Annotated in this window: 11 protein-coding genes; 6 read left to right on the top strand and 5 right to left on the bottom strand. The window is 69.3% G+C overall.

Going from position 1 to position 15838, the window contains the following annotated elements:
- Positions 1 to 8 precede the first annotated feature (8 nt).
- From ACQPWZ_RS32400 to ACQPWZ_RS32375, 6 genes are all read left to right on the top strand, one after another.
- Positions 9 to 1262 (top strand): GAF domain-containing protein, encoded by a 1254-nt coding sequence (locus tag ACQPWZ_RS32400; RefSeq protein WP_433573160.1) that lies wholly within the window; start codon positions 9 to 11, stop codon positions 1260 to 1262.
- 170 nt (positions 1263 to 1432) lie between these two features.
- Positions 1433 to 2902: an aldehyde dehydrogenase family protein gene (locus tag ACQPWZ_RS32395; RefSeq protein ID WP_340476968.1), complete on the top strand. Its 1470-nt coding sequence runs from the start codon at positions 1433 to 1435 to the stop codon at positions 2900 to 2902.
- Positions 2899 to 4476, top strand: a complete 1578-nt coding sequence (locus ACQPWZ_RS32390; RefSeq protein ID WP_433573159.1) for an APC family permease — start codon at positions 2899 to 2901, stop codon at positions 4474 to 4476. Before ACQPWZ_RS32395 ends, ACQPWZ_RS32390 begins: the two co-directional genes overlap by 4 nt.
- 30 nt (positions 4477 to 4506) lie before the next feature.
- The gene (locus ACQPWZ_RS32385) at positions 4507 to 6069 is read left to right on the top strand and encodes a GMC family oxidoreductase (RefSeq protein ID WP_356700258.1); all 1563 of its coding nucleotides are present in this window, start codon (positions 4507 to 4509) and stop codon (positions 6067 to 6069) included.
- A 106-nt stretch (positions 6070 to 6175) separates the two neighbouring features.
- The gene (gene exaC, locus ACQPWZ_RS32380) at positions 6176 to 7699 is read left to right on the top strand and encodes an acetaldehyde dehydrogenase ExaC (RefSeq protein WP_433573158.1); all 1524 of its coding nucleotides are present in this window, start codon (positions 6176 to 6178) and stop codon (positions 7697 to 7699) included.
- Positions 7700 to 8116: 417 nt separating this feature from the next.
- The gene (locus tag ACQPWZ_RS32375) at positions 8117 to 8971 is read left to right on the top strand and encodes a poly-gamma-glutamate hydrolase family protein (RefSeq protein ID WP_433573157.1); all 855 of its coding nucleotides are present in this window, start codon (positions 8117 to 8119) and stop codon (positions 8969 to 8971) included.
- Positions 8972 to 9124: 153 nt separating this feature from the next.
- Here the strand turns inward: ACQPWZ_RS32375 and ACQPWZ_RS32370 are convergent, their stop codons facing one another.
- From ACQPWZ_RS32370 to ACQPWZ_RS32350, 5 genes are all read right to left on the bottom strand, one after another.
- Positions 9125 to 10204, bottom strand: a complete 1080-nt coding sequence (locus tag ACQPWZ_RS32370) for a C40 family peptidase (RefSeq protein ID WP_356700523.1) — start codon at positions 10202 to 10204, stop codon at positions 9125 to 9127.
- A gap of 32 nt (positions 10205 to 10236) precedes the next feature.
- Positions 10237 to 10719, bottom strand: a complete 483-nt coding sequence (locus ACQPWZ_RS32365) for a poly-gamma-glutamate biosynthesis protein PgsC/CapC (protein WP_340476810.1) — start codon at positions 10717 to 10719, stop codon at positions 10237 to 10239.
- Positions 10716 to 12215 carry a poly-gamma-glutamate synthase PgsB gene (gene pgsB / locus ACQPWZ_RS32360; protein WP_433573156.1) on the bottom strand — a complete coding sequence of 500 codons (1500 nt, stop codon included), beginning with the start codon at positions 12213 to 12215 and terminating at the stop codon, positions 10716 to 10718. Before pgsB ends, ACQPWZ_RS32365 begins: the two co-directional genes overlap by 4 nt.
- A gap of 6 nt (positions 12216 to 12221) precedes the next feature.
- The gene (locus tag ACQPWZ_RS32355; RefSeq protein ID WP_433573900.1) at positions 12222 to 14471 is read right to left on the bottom strand and encodes a HAMP domain-containing protein; all 2250 of its coding nucleotides are present in this window, start codon (positions 14469 to 14471) and stop codon (positions 12222 to 12224) included.
- Positions 14472 to 14679: 208 nt separating this feature from the next.
- The gene (locus ACQPWZ_RS32350; RefSeq protein ID WP_433573155.1) at positions 14680 to 15837 is read right to left on the bottom strand and encodes a CapA family protein; all 1158 of its coding nucleotides are present in this window, start codon (positions 15835 to 15837) and stop codon (positions 14680 to 14682) included.
- Position 15838: the final 1 nt, after the last annotated feature.

Genomic DNA, 15838 nt, shown 5'->3' with positions numbered 1-15838 from the left:
AGGCCGAGTTGAGCGACGCATGGGTGGCTCTCGAACCGGGCGCGGATCCGTCGGAACGGATCGCCGTGCTGCGCAGGGCCTACGACGCCTATCTGACCGCGGGCCGTGTCGAGCAGCCCGTGCGATCCGTGGTGGCCGACTCATGGAAGCGTTCGGCCCGCGCCCATGTCAGCCCCGACGGCACGGCCGGCGTCGAACTGGACGACGACGCCCTCACCGCCTGCCGCGAGGATCATCCGCTGGCCCGGGTCATGCCGCTGATGCGGGAGCTGATGGGCGCGTACGCCATGGACGGCGAGCACCTCGTGGCGGTCTGCGACGCGCATGGACGGCTGCTGTGGGTCGAGGGTCCGCCCACCACCCGGCGCAGGGCCGATCTGATGAACTTCGTGCCGGGCGCCCGCTGGGCCGAGGCCGTCGCGGGGACGAACGCCCCGGGCACCGCGATCACCCTCGACCGGCCGGTCCAGGTCTTCGCGGCCGAGCACTTCCGCCGTCCGGTCCAGGCCTGGACGTGCGCCGCTGCCCCGATCCACGATCCCGCCACCGGGCGACTGCTCGGAGCGGTGGACATCACCGGCGGCGACCGGCTGGCGCACCCTCACAGCCTCGCGTTCGTCGGGGCCGTGGCGCGGGCCGCCGAGTCCCAGCTGGCACTTCTCGCCCCACCGCCGTCCGCGGAGAGCGTGCAGCTGTCGGCGCTGGGCCGCGACGAGGCGCTCCTGGTGACGGGCGGCCGCAAGCTGCGGCTGAGCCGCCGCCACAGCGAGATCCTGGTGCTGCTGGCCCACCGGCCGGAGGGTGTCGGCGGCGACGAACTGATGATCGAGCTGTACGAGGACGAGTCGGTCACCCCCGTCACCCTTCGGGCGGAACTGTCCCGGCTGCGCGGTCTGCTCGGCCCCGATCTGCTGCTCTCCCGGCCCTACCGGCTGGGCGCGCGCGTCGACGCGGACTTCGACGCGGTGACCCGGCGGCTCGCCTCGGGTTCGGTGACGGGCGCGCTCACCGCGTACGGCGGTCCGTTGCTGCCGGCGTCCCAGGCACCGGCCGTGGCGCGGCTGCGCCGGCGTCTGGAGAGTCAGCTGCGGGCCGCGCTGATCGCCCGCGGCGATCCGGGCCTGCTCGCCGACTGGGCGTACAGCCCCTGGGGCGAGGACGATCTGGCGGTGTGGCGGGCCCTGGCCACCGCACTCCCGTCGGCGCAGCGTCCGTCCGCTCTCGCCCGCGTACAGGAACTGGACGCCTGGCAGCGGTCCTGACGAGAGCCGGGCCGGGATCCTTCGCGTACCCGTCGGGCGGGGTTCCGCCACCGAATGACCGCTCCGTACTGCGAATCCCGCGCTACCTCCTTACTGTCAGTTGATGGAGCACCAAGGTCCGACCCCGCCGCGGCGGGGTCGCCCGACCGTCCGACCCGGAGGAGCACGCCATGCCGGAGCTGTTCATCGGCGGCAAGTGGACTGCCGCCCTCGACGGGCAGGTGCGTGAGATCCGCTGCCCCGCGGACGGCACCCTCGTCGCCACCGTCGACGAGGCCGGCCCGAAGGACGCGGCGGCCGCGATCGCCGCCGCCCGCGACGCCTTCGACCGGGGCCCGTGGCCCCACACGGCGGCCGCCGACCGCGGCAGGGTGCTGCTGCGCGTCGCCGGCCTGCTGGAACGCGACAAGGACGCGTTCGCCCGAGCCGAGTCCCTGGACACCGGGAAGCGGCTCGTGGAGAGCGAGTACGACATGGACGACATCGCGAACTGCTTCCGGTACTTCGGCAACCTGACGGCCGCCGGCGGCGAGGACCGGATCGTCGACACGGGCAATCCGGAGGTGGACAGCCGGGTCGTGCACGAACCCGTCGGGGTGTGCACGCTGATCACGCCGTGGAACTATCCGCTGCTGCAGACCGCCTGGAAGGTCGCTCCCGCGCTCGGCGCCGGCAACACGTTCGTCCTCAAGCCCAGCGAGCTCACTCCGCACACCTGCATCATGCTGATGCGGCTGCTGACCGAGGCGGGAGTCCCCGCCGGCGCGGCGAACCTGATCCTGGGCGCCGGTCCCACGGCAGGTGCCCCGCTGAGCGAGGACCCGCGGGTCGACATGGTCTCGTTCACGGGCGGTCTGGTCACCGGACGGCGCATCATGGCGGCCGCCGCGCCCACGGTGAAGAAGGTCGCGCTCGAGCTGGGCGGCAAGAACCCCAACATCGTCTTCGAGGACGCCGACTTCGACGCTGCCGTCGACTACGCCGTGATGGCGATCTTCCTGCACTCCGGCCAGGTCTGCTCGGCCGGGGCCCGGCTGCTGGTCCAGGACGATCTGCACGACCGGTTCGTGGACGCGGTGGTGGCCCAGGCCAAGGAGATCAGGCTCGGTGGCCCGTTCGATCAGAACGCCCGTACCGGACCGTTGATCTCCGCCCAGCACCGTGACAAGGTCGAGGCTTATGTGGCGGCAGGTCTCGCCGAGGGCGCTGTGCTGCGCTGTGGTGGCAAGCGTCCCGACGACCCGGCGCTGCAGGACGGGTTCTACTATCTGCCGACCGTGCTGGACGAGTGCGCTCCGGGCATGTCCGTCGTCCGTGACGAATCGTTCGGTCCGGTGCTGACCGTCGAACGGTTCCACGACGAGGAGGAGGCGGTCGCCCTTGCCAACGACACCGTCTACGGCCTGACCGGCGCGGTCTGGTCGCAGGATGTCGGCCGCGCCCACCGGGTGGCTTCCCGGGTGCGCGCCGGAACCGTATGGATCAATGACTTCCATCCGTACGTCCCCCAGGCGGAATGGGGCGGGATGAAGCAGTCCGGCTTCGGCCGCGAACTGGGCCCCGCGGGTCTCGCGGAGTACCAGGAGGCCAAGCACATCTGGCGCAACCTCAGCCCACGTCCCCAGCGGTGGTTCTCATGAGTGTTCATGACGACAGCAAAAGCAGCAGGGCCAGTGCCCAAGGGCAGGAAGACGACGACGCGCTCGGCGCACTCGGCTACAAGCCCGAACTGAAGCGCACCCTCGGCAACTTCCACACCTTCGCGGCCGGCATCAGCTACATCTCGATCCTCACCGGCACCTTCCAGCTCTTCTACTTCGGTGTCTCCTTCGGCGGGCCCGCCTACTGGTGGTCGTGGCCGATGGTGTTCGTCGGACAGCTGATGGTGGCCCTGTGCTTCTGCGAGCTGGCCGCCCGCTATCCGGTGGCGGGGTCCATCTACAACTGGGCCAAGACCATGGGCGGCCCGCACGTCGGCTGGCTCGGCGGCTGGATGATGATGACGGCCACCATGGTGACGCTCTCCGCCGTGGCCCTGGCCTACCAGATCACGCTGCCGCAGATCGACAGCTGGTTCCAGTTCGTGGGCGACGGCAGCGGCAAGAACGACGCGGCTGCCAACGCCGTCCTCCTCGGCACCGTGCTCATTCTGTTCTCGACCCTGGTCAACGCCTTCGGCGTGAAGCTGATGGCGCGGATCAACTCGGCCGGCGTCTTCATCGAGCTGGTCGCGGCCGTGGCTCTGATCATCCTCCTGGCGGCCCACATCACGCGCGGTCCGAGCAGCGTGCTGACGGACACCTACGGACTCGGTGAGGGCCAGACGCTGGGCTACTTCGGCGCCTTCCTGACGGCCTCGCTGGCCTCGGCCTACGTGATGTACGGCTTCGACACCGCCTCGTCGCTGGGTGAGGAATCGCACGACCCGAGCCGCAACGCGCCCCGGGCCATCCTGCGCGCGCTGGTCGCCTCGTTCCTCATCGGCGGCCTGATCCTGCTGTTCGCCCTGATGGCTGTCCCCAACATCAACGCCGAGGAACTGTCCACGGTCGGCCTGCAGTACGTGGTGCTGGCGACTCTCGGTTCGACCATCGGCGAGATCGTCCTGTGGTGTGTGGTCATCGCCATCACGGTCTGTGTGCTGGCGGTCCAGGCCGCCGGTATCCGGCTGATGTTCGCCATGGCACGCGACAACAACCTCCCCGCCGGCACTCATCTCGCCAAGGTCAGCCCCCGCTTCAAGACGCCTGTCGTGCCTGCCGTCGTCATCGGTGTGGTGGGCGTGCTGATCCTGGTGATCAACGTCAACCAGCCGCAGATCTTCTCGGTGATCACCAGCATCGCGATCATCATGATCTACGTGGCCTATCTTCTGGTCACCACGCCCATGCTGATCAAGCGACTGCGTGGCAAGTGGACGCCTGCCGAGGGCAAGTTCTCGCTCGGCAAGTTCGGTCTCCCCATCAACCTCCTCGCGGTGCTGTGGGGCCTGGCCATGTCCATCAACCTCGCCTGGCCGCGCGCCGAGGTCTACAACGCCACCGGGCCGCAGCACTGGTATCTGCGCTGGGGCGCGTTCGTATTCGTCGGCATCGTCGGGCTCGGCGGCTTCGCCTACTACTGGTTCGTGCAGCGGCACCGGACCGGTGTCCTCGAATCGCACCGCTACGTCGCATCGACCGGCACCGGTGAGCCGCCGGCACCCTCCGCCTGACTCTCCCCACGAACCAGTTCTGGAGACGCCATGTCCACACAGAGCCCCGTCCAGGAGTTCGACTACGTGGTGGTCGGCGGCGGCACCGCCGGCGCCGTCATCGCCGCGCGCCTGTCCGAGGATCCGGACGTGAGCGTCTGTGTGCTGGAGGCGGGCCCCTCCGACGTCGGAGACGACAACATCCTGCGGCTCGACAAGTGGATGGCACTGCTCGAGTCCGGTTACGACTGGGACTATCCGATCGAGCCGCAGGAGAACGGCAACAGCTTCATGCGGCACGCCCGGGCGAAGGTGCTCGGCGGCTGCTCGTCGCACAACTCCTGCATCGCGTTCTGGGCCCCCGCCGAGGACCTCGACGAGTGGGGCGCGATGGGCTGCGCGGGCTGGAGCGCGAAGGACTGCTTCCCGCTCTACCAGCGTCTGGAGAACAACGACGCGCCCGGCGACCACCACGGGCGCACAGGCCCGGTCGTCATCCGCACCGTCCCGCCGATGGACCCCTGCGGGGCGGCGCTGCTGGAGGCATGCGCCGCCGCCGACATCCCGACGACGCCGTTCAACACCGGCAGCACCGTGGTGCGAGGCGCCCACTGGTTCCAGATCAACCGCCGTGAGGACGGCGTCCGTTCGTCCGCGTCGGTGTCGTATCTGCACCCGATCCTCGGCAAGCGGCCGAACCTCGACGTACGCACGGGACTCCAGGCCCGGCGGCTGCTGTTCGGTGACGACGGCCGGTGCACCGGGGTGGAGTACCTGGAGCCCGACACCATCCACACCGGATCGGTCACCGCCCGGCGTGAGGTCGTCCTCTCCTGCGGCGCCATCGACTCGCCCAAACTGCTGATGCTGTCCGGCATCGGCCCCGCCGGTCATCTGCGGGACGTGGGGATCGACGTCCGCGTCGACTCCCCCGGTGTCGGCTCCCACCTCCAGGACCACCCGGAGGGCGTGATCATGTGGGAGGCCAAGCAGCCCATGGTCGACCGGTCCACGCAGTGGTGGGAGATCGGGATCTTCACCAACACCCGGCCCGGTCTCGACCGGCCGGACCTGATGTTCCACTACGGCTCGGTGCCGTTCGACATGAACACCTACCGACGCGGCTACCCCACCACCGACAACGCGTTCTGTCTGACACCGAACGTGACCCGCGCCCGGTCGATGGGCACGGTCAGGCTGCGCACGCGCGACTTCCGTGACAAGCCGAAGGTCGACCCCCGCTACTTCACCGACGAGCACGACATCCGGGTGATGACCCACGGCCTGCGTCTCGCCCGCGAGATCGTCTCCCAGTCGCCCATGGCCGACTGGGCGGGCGCGGAACTGGCGCCCGGACCGGCGCTGCAGAGCGACGACGAGCTGTTCTCCTACATCCGCGAGACGCACAACACCGTCTACCACCCCGCCGGGACGGTGCGGATGGGCCCGGTCGACGACGCCGACTCCCCGCTGGACCCGCAGCTGCGGGTCAAGGGCGTGCCGGGGCTGCGGGTGGCGGACGCCTCGATCATGCCGTTCCTGCCGGCGGTCAACCCGTGCATCACGACCATGATGATCGGCGAGAAGTGCGCCGACATGATCAAGTCGGGCTGAGGTTCCGCCGACGGGCCCGTGCAACGTCCTCGCAACCTCCCGGTCCCTAGCCTCCCGTCAGGCGCCGCCCAAAGGCGGGCGGCACCCTCACCGGGAGGCCCTGGAGATGACCCGATACGCAAGCCCGGGCAGTGACGGCGCGATCGTCTCGTACCGCCCTCGCTACGACCACTGGATCGGCGGCCGGTACGTACCGCCGGCCCGCGGCGAGTACTTCGAGAACCCGAGCCCCGTCGACGGCCGCCCGTTCACCGAGATCGCCCGCGGCACCGCCGACGACGTCGAAGCCGCACTGGACGCGGCGCATGCCGCGGCGCCCGCGTGGGGCCGCACCTCGGCGGGCGACCGTGCGGGCATCCTGCTGAAGATCGCCGACCGGATGGAAGCGCATCTGGAGGAGCTGGCGGTCGCCGAGAGCTGGGAGAACGGCAAGCCGGTCCGCGAGACGCTGGCCGCCGACATCCCTCTGGCCATCGACCACTTCCGCTACTTCGCCGGAGCGCTGCGCGCCCAGGAGGGGTCGCTGAGCGAGCTCGACGACGACACCATCGCGTATCACTTCCACGAGCCGCTGGGCGTCGTCGGCCAGATCATCCCCTGGAACTTCCCGATCCTGATGGCGACATGGAAGCTCGCCCCCGCCCTGGCCGCCGGAAACGCGGTGGTCCTCAAGCCCGCCGAACAGACCCCGGCCTCCATCCACTTCTGGCTGAGCCTGGTCGCCGACCTGCTGCCGGACGGTGTCGTCAACATCGTCAACGGCTTCGGCGTGGAGGCGGGCAAGCCGCTCGCGTCCAGTCCGCGCGTCGCGAAGATCGCGTTCACCGGCGAGACCACGACGGGGCGGCTGATCATGCAGTACGCCTCCGAGAACATCAAACCGGTCACCCTGGAACTCGGTGGCAAGTCGCCCAACATCTTCTTCGACGACGTCTGGGCGGCCGACGACGATCTGCGGGACAAGGCGCTCGAAGGCTTCACCATGTTCGCCCTCAACCAGGGCGAGGTCTGCACCTGCCCCTCGCGGGCACTCATCCAGCGCGGCCACTACAGCGAGTTCCTCGAGGCGGCCATCGCCCGCACCGAGAAGATCGTGTCCGGCCACCCCCTGGACACCGACACCATGATCGGCGCCCAGGCCTCCAACGACCAGCTCCAGAAGATCCTTTCGTACCTCGACATCGGGCAGCAGGAGGGCGCCAAGATCCTGACGGGCGGTCAGCGCATCGAGCACGAGGGGGAACTGGCCGGCGGGTACTACGTCCAGCCCACGATCTTCGAGGGCGACAACCGTATGCGCGTCTTCCAGGAGGAGATCTTCGGCCCGGTCGTCGCGGTCACCTCCTTCTCGGACTTCGACGACGCGATAAAGACCGCGAACGACACGCTGTACGGCCTGGGCGCGGGCGTCTGGACCCGCGACATCAACACGGCGTACCGGGCCGGCCGCGCCATCCAGGCGGGCCGGGTGTGGACGAACTGCTACCACGCGTATCCGGCACACGCGGCGTTCGGCGGCTACAAGCAGTCGGGGATCGGGCGGGAGAACCACCGGATGATGCTGGAGCACTACCAGCAGACGAAGAACCTGCTGGTGTCGTACTCGCCGAAGAAGCTGGGCTTCTTCTAGTCACAGACATAGGGCGCCTGAGCAGGTATTTCACCTGTCAGGCGCCCTTCGTGGCGTGCATCCAGGCCGTGGTGCGAATGACGAAGCAACTTCCGACATCTCCCACTCCCATCCCGCCTTCCGGGCACGGGGACGTCGGAGCGCACAATCGGGAGACCCATGGCAACGACGCCCGCACCGCACCCGCATCGAGACCACGCCCGCAGGCCCGCGACGCGGTCACCGGAGCAGGTGGCGCCGACCCGGTCGAGCCGCTGACCACCTGGCGAGGCTGGCACCAATTCGCCACAATCCGGGGTCGACTGTCGAGTCCTGACGTCCACGCGCGGCCCCGGGCTTGCTGGAGTTGTTCGGGAACCTACGGCGTGACGTTGTTCACCTCCGGCACGGGAGGAAGCGACACCAACCGCCGCGATCATGACACGTGTGACATACGCCAACCGCCGCACCGTACTGACCGGCCTCGCCGGCGCCGCCCTCAGCGCCTCCGTACTCAACGCCTTTACCGTCGCACCCGCCTACGCGGCCGACCTTTACGCATCGAACACCGATCTGTACATCAAGCTCGCGGGGAAGGAGGGGACGGACTTCACCCGCCGCTACAAGCGTCATGAGCCGTTCGACAACAGCAACGACCAGAGAGGCCCCGTCAATCGGACCACGATCATGGCCCTCCACGGCGGCGGAGTCGAGGGCGGGACCTCCGAGCTGTGCCTGGCGATCGCCGGCTACCACCCTGCCACGCTCGCGGTCAGCCCGGCAGGCGGCCCGGTCCACGACTACTGGATGTTCGAAGGCGTGCGCCGGTCCGGCAACAGCGACCTGCACGTCCCCTCGACGAACAATGACGACCGGGCCGCGCTTTCCATGGCCGCCGGCAGCCTCAATGTCCTGAGCCTGCACGGATGTACGGGGGCGCAGGCCGGAGTTCCCCATGACCAGCCTGAGGCCGTCGTTGTCGGCGGTCTCCATACCAACTTCAGGACGTATCTGCGTGAGGAGTTCCAGGCCGCCGGTTTCCAGACCATCGACGGCTCAACCGTCCCTGCCCTCGCAGGCGAGGACCCGAACAACATCTGCAACAAGACCCTGCTCGGCATGGGCGCACAGCTGGAGATGACCACCGAACTGCGCCAGAGCATGTTCGACCCCGGCTACTTCAGCCAACTCGAGCGACCCACCCATACGAACGGCCGCTTCGACGCCTTCGTCGGTGCCGCTCGCAAGGCCATCGCCCGCTTGGAGGCCGGGACGGACCAGGTCGTCCTCTGATCCGGTTACATCGAATGCCTGTCCACCGAGGAGGTGGGCAGGGCCTTCGTGCTCCGCAACCGACGATCCCTCACAGTGGCCCGGGTCGAGCCGACGGTCCATCCAGTCGACGAGACGAAGCCTCGCGGCTGCCGTCGCGGGCGTACGGGCGGGTCACAGCCGCTTGGCGCTGCGCAGCGTCTTGGCGTAGTAGCCGTTGCCGTCCAGCCGGGAGACCCCGCCGACGTCGCCGATGGTGGGACCGTTGACCTCCTCGCGGCTGGAGACAAAGATCAGGTGACCCCCGGTGTCGTAGCCGAGCACCATGCCGACGTGGTCGAGCCGGTCCTTGGTGCGGGCGTCAAGCTTGAAGAAGACGAGGTCGCCGGGCTGGAGCTGGTCGATGGAGGACGGTCGGCCTTCGGCCCCCACTCCGGCCAGCGGCAGCACGTCGACGCCCTCGTCGGAGCGGGCCATACCGTTCGCGGTGCGCGGCAGTCCGTCGCCCGACTTGTCCGAGGACATCAGCGGGTAGCGGGTGCGGTAGCCGAGCACCATCCGTATGAAGCCCGAGCAGTCCAGGGACTTGGCGCGCAAGGTCTCGGGGGTGCCGGTCTGGCCGTCCCGGAAGGGGTAGGGCAGGCCGAGATAGTCGTAGAAGTCGGACTGCTCCAGGCGCAGATCGCCGCCCTCTGCGCCGGCGGTGTTCAGCGGTCCGAAGTTGGCGTCACCGGCATAGACAGTGCCCTGCTGGTCCTTCTTCTGCGGGGCGCCCGCCACATACTGGAAGGCGGTGGCAAAGAGGTCGTCCTCCTTACTGTCCTTGTACTCGGTGTACCAGTCGGTGAACCACTTCTCCTTCTCGCCGCCCTTCTTCCAGGACTCGGGCATCAGCCGCACCCAGTCCGTGGTGGAGACCTTGGAGGAGGTAGAGGCCGGTTCGGCAAAAGTACGGGCCGGGCCGGTGAGTGTGGCCAGACGCGCCCCGTCCGTGAACACCGCCTGGATCTGGCCGTCGGAGCCGCGGAGCACCGAGCGCGCGGGGTTCTCCAGCCGGGACCACTGGGCCTCGCCCTTGTCGTCGGGGGCGGAGCTCTTGCCCTTGCCGCCTTCCAGAACGCCGACGTTGCGGACCTCCGTCACCCCGGGCGCCTCCTGCTTGCGCAGTTCCAGGGTGAGGTACCCGGAGGTCGCGACGAGACCGAGCACCGCCAGACCCGAGACGACGGGCCGCGACTTCTTCTTTCCTGCCATCGGTTACTCCTCGGTTGTTCTGTGGCGGCTTGTCAGACGGTCGGCATGATGCCGAGCAGCAGCCCGGCGGCGACGACGATGTAGGCCATGAGCGAGACCGTGCCGGTGGCCAGGAGGGTGGGGCCCTTGGGCTGGCGCACCATCTGGTAGGCGATCAGGCCGGGCACGATGAAGCCGAGGGTCTGGTTGCCGTAGAGCAGCGGGAACTCCAGCGAGAGCAGGATCATCACCGTGCCCTGGAGCAGCACGCCGAGGAGCACCACCGAGGCGAACAGTCGCTTGCCGTAGAGGATCACCAGCCGTTGCATGATCTTGGTGCCGCCGTAGGTGAGGGCGGTGACGCCCACCACCATGGCCGCGCGCTGGACGTCCTCGATCAGCGTCAGGGCGAGCCAGCCCGGAGTGATCATGCCGCCGGGCGAGAGATTGGTGGTGAGGTAGCACAGCAGCGAGAAGAACAGCCCTACGGCGATACCCAGGGCGGCCATCTCGGGGGTCAGTGCGGCGGTGGTCAACGGGGTCTCCGGGCGTCATCGTGCGGCTGGTCGTGGGGCGGCCAGGTCTGTTGGGCGGATTCGTACGGCTGCTGCCGCGGCGCTTCGACGTACTGCTCGAAGGGCTCGTACCGCTCCTGCTGTGCGTAGTGCTGATGGGGCTCGTGCTGCCGGGACGGCCGGGCCGGGATGCGGACCACCGGGATCTCCTGGGTCTGCGAAGCCTGGTACCGCTCCTCGTACGCATGGGGGTACGAGGCGAACGGGTCCAGACGGGACGCCTGCGCCGGGACCGCCGTGGCGGCAGGACTCGGCGCCGCCTCGTCCGTGTCGCTCTCGTCGGCGGGGAGTTCGGCGAGGTACTCCAGCAGTTCCTCGCCCTGGCCATGGATGTTGCCGATGGCCACCAGGGAGGAGCCGTCGGACATGCGGCCGAGCAGAGCCGGCATGAATTCCTCGGCGGCCCGCTTCTCGCCGCCCAGGTCGACGGCCCGGTCCCGCCACTCGGCGGGGATGGCGTCGATGGCGCTCTTGGCGGGGTGCCCGATGACGAAGACGTGGTCCGGCTGGAGGTCAGGGATGATCTCGCCCATCTGCCCGTTGCGCTCGACGCGGTCGGGGCGGCAGTTGATCACCACGTTCAGGGGGCGGCGGATGGCGCCGAGGTCGAGGAGCTGGTTGATGTTCATCAGCGTCGACTCGGGGTCATTGGCCGCGAAGACGTTGGCGAAGGCGAGCCGGTTGCCGTCGGGGGCCACATAGCGCTCCACGGAGAGCACGCCCGGGTCCGGTGGGGCGTCGTACATGCCCTGGAGGGCGACGTCGCGCTCCACGCCGACCAGGTCGGCGACGACCAGGGCGATCGCCACGTTCTCCTTGAAGGTGAACCAGCTGAAGCCGCGCAACTCCTCGTCGCTGACGGTCTCCGGGTCGGCGTAGACCAACTGGCAGTTCCGGGCGTCCGCCTCCTCCTGGAGGATGTGGAAACGCTCCTTCTCGGCGGTGACACAGATGCCGTCCTGGGGCATCGAGCGGCACAGCGAGCGGGCCACGTCGTCGAGGGTGGGGCCCATCTCGGCGAGGTGGTCCTCGCGGACGTTGCACAGCACGCCGATGGTGGAGCGGATCAGCTTGCTCTGGTTGACTTCCTGGAGGGCCGGCATCACGGCCATGCACTCGATGACGAGTGCGTCGGGCCGGTAGGTGGCGGCCCGGCGGACGATGCCGATCTGCTCCACCACGTTGGCGATGCCGAACTTGCGATAGACCGGCTCCTCGGTGGCGTCGGGATGGATGAAGCGGGCCGCCGTCCCGGTCGTCTTGGCGACGGTGATCAGGTCACCGCCTCGCAGCGCGCCCGCGCAGAGGCGGGTGATGGAGGACTTGCCGCGGATGCCGTTGACGAGGACTCGCGTGGGGATGGTGTGCAGCGCGGCATAGTGCCGCCGCTGCTCCACGATGCCCGCGACGAGCAGCGACAGACTGCCGATCAACAGGACGAAGTAGAGGTAGAGCACGCTTGGTCACCTTCCTCCGGCGTCGAGCCGGGGCTCGGCGGGCCGGCGCGCCTGGTTCTGCCGACGGGCCTGCAACTGCTGGCGGATCAGTTCGAGGCTCCGGACGACGGCGCCGACCTCGTCCTGGTAGCGGGGGTAGTGCACGGTCTTGAGGTCGCCGTCGGCGAGGTTCTCGGCGTCGGCCGCGAGTGCTCGCAGGGGCCGTACGACAACGAGGTGGATCCAGCCCAGGCAGACCACGATCAAGGCGAGGCCGAGGAGACCGGCGAGCACCGCCCGGTCCTCGCGCTCGTAGGCGGTGATCTCGAAGCGGTCGGCGTTCTGCCAGCTCACGACGGTCCAGCCGAGGTCGGAGGCGATGCCACCGCCGGTGAACGGCGCTGCGGCGGCCACGGTGACGGCGCCGCGGTCCCGGATGAGCAGGCCATTCTCCACGGGCCCGGCGCCCACCTGCACATTGCCGGCGCGCACCAGGTCGGGCAGCGCGTCGTTCGGCAGCCCCTCGAAGGCGAGGAAGCCGTCGCTGGCGGCGAGGGTCCGGGCGTCGGCGTTCACGATCCGGACCTCGCCGAGGCCGGGCCGTTTCAGCAGCGAGTTGAGGAACTCCACCCGTACCTCACCGACGAGGGTGGTGCCCTTGTGCTTCGGCACCGGCGCCCCGGTCTGGACGACGGGCTTCTTCTCGCCCTTGCCGGACACACGGACCAGTGACCGCTCCTCCTCGCTCCACGCGTGGGGGTCGCCACCGGCCCGGGCGACGACGTTGCCGTCCTCGCCGACGACGTACAGCGCCTGGTAGCGGGTGTGCTCGCGCAGGGCGTCCTTCAGCAGGGTCTCGGTGGCGCCGGGGTCGTCGACGTCGATCAGGCGTGAGATGGAGAGCACGTCGGCCTGGGCCTCGTTCAGCGCCCGGCGGACCCGGTCGGCGACCAGGTCGGTGCGGTCACGCTGATCGTTGACCATGGCGGCGGGAATGCTGACGGTCCCGTCCGTGCGGTTGAGCAGGAGCCCGACGGGGACGCACCAGAGCAGCAGGAGCACCGCCGTCAGCGCCAGCGGCCCGCGCCCACCGCCCCGGAACCTCCTGCGGCGGGCATCGCCGGCACCGTCAGGAGCGCTCACGCCGCCGAGTTGGCCGCGGGTGCGCTCCAGTGCGGAGCCGATGCGGGCGGCCTCGCCCCAGCGGGGCACCGTGACGGGGCGGATCAGGTCGCCGCGGGCGAGCCGGCGGGATTCCAGGAACAGGGCGAGCAGCGGACGTTGCACGGTCACCCACAGCACTGCGACCGCGAGCAGTCCGAGCAGGACCAGGGCGCCCGCCGCGAGCAGACCGTAGAGCTGCCTGCTGTCCACGGTGGTGGCATGCTGCTGGACGACGGGGAGCATGGCGACGACCGTGAGGCCGAGGCCGGCGGCAACGCTCTCCCCGTCCTCCGGGTCGGCGGCAGCGAGGGAGGCGTACCCGGCGGTGGCGACGCGCCCGTTGTAGCCACCGCCGAGCAGGGTTCCGCTGACCCCGGGGTAGCCGCCGGAACCGGGTTCCCTGACGCTCAGGGGGTTCTGTTCGGTCTCCTCGGCGGCTCGGTCGGACAACCGGGTCATCTGCTTCTGCAGAAAGGTGAGTTCTTCACGCTCCGCGTCCGAGTTGAGTGCCTCGGACTGCTCGAAGCCGGCTGTGGCGAGGACCTCGCCGCCCCGCGCGACGACGGCCATGCTGCGGAACGGGCCCAGGTTGATGGAGGGCACGGCGAGGCTGTTGGAGGCGATCAGCAGTTGCTGCGTCTCCCCCTTCCCCTCCAGCACGGCCATCGTCATCAGGCGGACGTCGCCGGTCTCCAGCCGCACCATGCGCGGGGTGAGGGCCTCGTCACCGGTGAGGACGTCCTTGTCCAGCCAGGCGAGCGGGATGCGCTCCCCGCGGGCGGCGAGCACCTCGCCGCTCTCCAGGTCCAGCACCGTGGTGCCGGTCCACTTCTGGTACGCCTTGCCGAGGTCCGACAGGACGCGCTCGGGGTCCGCCCCACTGCCCGCGTTCAACGCGGTGGCGGTGCGTTCGAGGTCGGTGACGCGCTCGTCGATCGAAGCGCGCAGGGCGATGGCGCCGTCCTGGGCGAAGTGCTGCTGCGAGGAGAGCACCGCCTTCGGCACGACCGGTTCCGCGTCCGGGCCCAGGACCTTGGCCGTCAGACCCGCGAGGGCGAGGACCAGCACGCACAGCAGCGCGATGGGCGGCCGGATGCCGCCCAGCAGCGGCATGTCCGCGCGTCTGCGGCTGCGCCGCCGGCCTTTCGGCACCAGAGGCGGGGCAGGAGTCGATGTCACTGGTCTTCTTCCTTGATCGCTGCGGGTGCTCAGCGCCCGAAGGAAGCCGCGCTGTCGCGCGGCAGCGAGACACTGCCACAGGAAAGACTGATAAGCGCCGACAAGGTTGTGTCCGCCGGGACGCAGGGGGGTGTGGCCCTGCTCACTTCTCCAGCGACAGCCGCTTCAGGCCGTCACCGCCCGGCGCTCCCCGGTTGTAGAGGAAGCCGCGCGTGCGGTCCTCGGCCAACCGGTAGCGGGCGATCCGGTCGTCGGACAGTCCTTCGGGGTTCTCCAGCGCCTGCTGGACGTCCACCACCCGGAGGTCCTCGACCGCGCCCTCGGGCGCCTTCTTCCCGGCCTCGATCTCGGGCGGGATGTCCACCAGTGTGGTGCGGTAGCGGGCGGAGACGTCCCAGCCGTCGGCGGTCTCATGGAACTCGAACCAGCCGATGGCCCCCTCCTCGGTGAGGCCGGTCGGCGAGGAGTGCCGGGCCACCTGGTTGCCGAGGCTGTAGGCGGCCCAGGTGCCGTTGACTTTCTGGATCGGCTGCACCACATGGGAGTGGTGCCCGATCACCAGGTTGACCCCGGTCTCCTCGGTGATCCGCTGGGCCATGTCCAGCTGCGGGACGCTCGGCTCGTTGTAGTGCTCCAGGCCCCAGTGCAGGGAGAGGATCACCACCTCGGCGCCCTTGTCGCGGGCTCGCTTCTCGGCCTTCTTGATCTCGTCCGTACTCGATCGGTTGAAGGCCCAGCTCTCCTTCGCAGGGGTGGGATTGAGGAAGGACTCCCAGGAGTAGGCGAGGTGGGCGACCTTGACGCCGTTGACGTCACGGATGTTGATCTGCTCTGCTTCCTTCGGTGTCCGCGCCGACCCGGTGTGCCCGAGGCCCACCTTGTCCATGGTGTCCAGGGTGCGCCGCACCGCCTTCAGCCCGTGGTCGAAGGTGTGATTGGAGGCCGTCGAGCAGGTGTCGTACCCCACATCCTTCAAGGTGGTCAGGATCTGCGGCGGAACGAGGAACTCCGGGTATCCCTCGAACGGTCCTTCGGGCTTCCCGACGGGCGTCTCCATGTGACAGATCGCCAGGTCGGCCTTGCTGATCACGGGCTTCACCCCGGCCATCAGCGGGCCGAAGTCCAGCCCCGCCTCTCCGTCCCCGGTCTCTTCGGCATCCTTGGCGGCCTGCTCGACCAGCTCGGGATGGATGAGAACATCACCGGCCGCGGCGACGGTGAAGCTGCGGCCGCCAGCCTTGGCCTGGGGCTGAGCGGCCTGCGAGCCGCACGACACGGTCAGACTGGTGGCTATCGCCACT

This window comes from Streptomyces sp. CA-251247, from assembly GCF_050952975.1.
GTDB classification, from domain to species: Bacteria; Actinomycetota; Actinomycetes; order Streptomycetales; family Streptomycetaceae; genus Streptomyces; species Streptomyces achmelvichensis.
Note: the sequence above shows the minus strand (reverse complement) of the source record. Positions and strands in the feature narration are given on the sequence as shown.

What these genes read in the sequence shown, in the direction of transcription:
- ACQPWZ_RS32375 (WP_433573157.1), top strand. Translation starts at nt 8,117, where the DNA reads ATGACACGTGTGACATACGCCAACCGCCGCACCGTACTGACCGGCCTC.
- ACQPWZ_RS32370 (WP_356700523.1), bottom strand. Translation starts at nt 10,204, where the DNA reads ATGGCAGGAAAGAAGAAGTCGCGGCCCGTCGTCTCGGGTCTGGCGGTG.
- ACQPWZ_RS32390 (WP_433573159.1), top strand. Translation starts at nt 2,899, where the DNA reads ATGAGTGTTCATGACGACAGCAAAAGCAGCAGGGCCAGTGCCCAAGGG.
- ACQPWZ_RS32395 (WP_340476968.1), top strand. Translation starts at nt 1,433, where the DNA reads ATGCCGGAGCTGTTCATCGGCGGCAAGTGGACTGCCGCCCTCGACGGG.
- ACQPWZ_RS32355 (WP_433573900.1), bottom strand. Translation starts at nt 14,471, where the DNA reads ATGCCGCTGCTGGGCGGCATCCGGCCGCCCATCGCGCTGCTGTGCGTG.
- ACQPWZ_RS32385 (WP_356700258.1), top strand. Translation starts at nt 4,507, where the DNA reads ATGTCCACACAGAGCCCCGTCCAGGAGTTCGACTACGTGGTGGTCGGC.
- exaC (WP_433573158.1), top strand. Translation starts at nt 6,176, where the DNA reads ATGACCCGATACGCAAGCCCGGGCAGTGACGGCGCGATCGTCTCGTAC.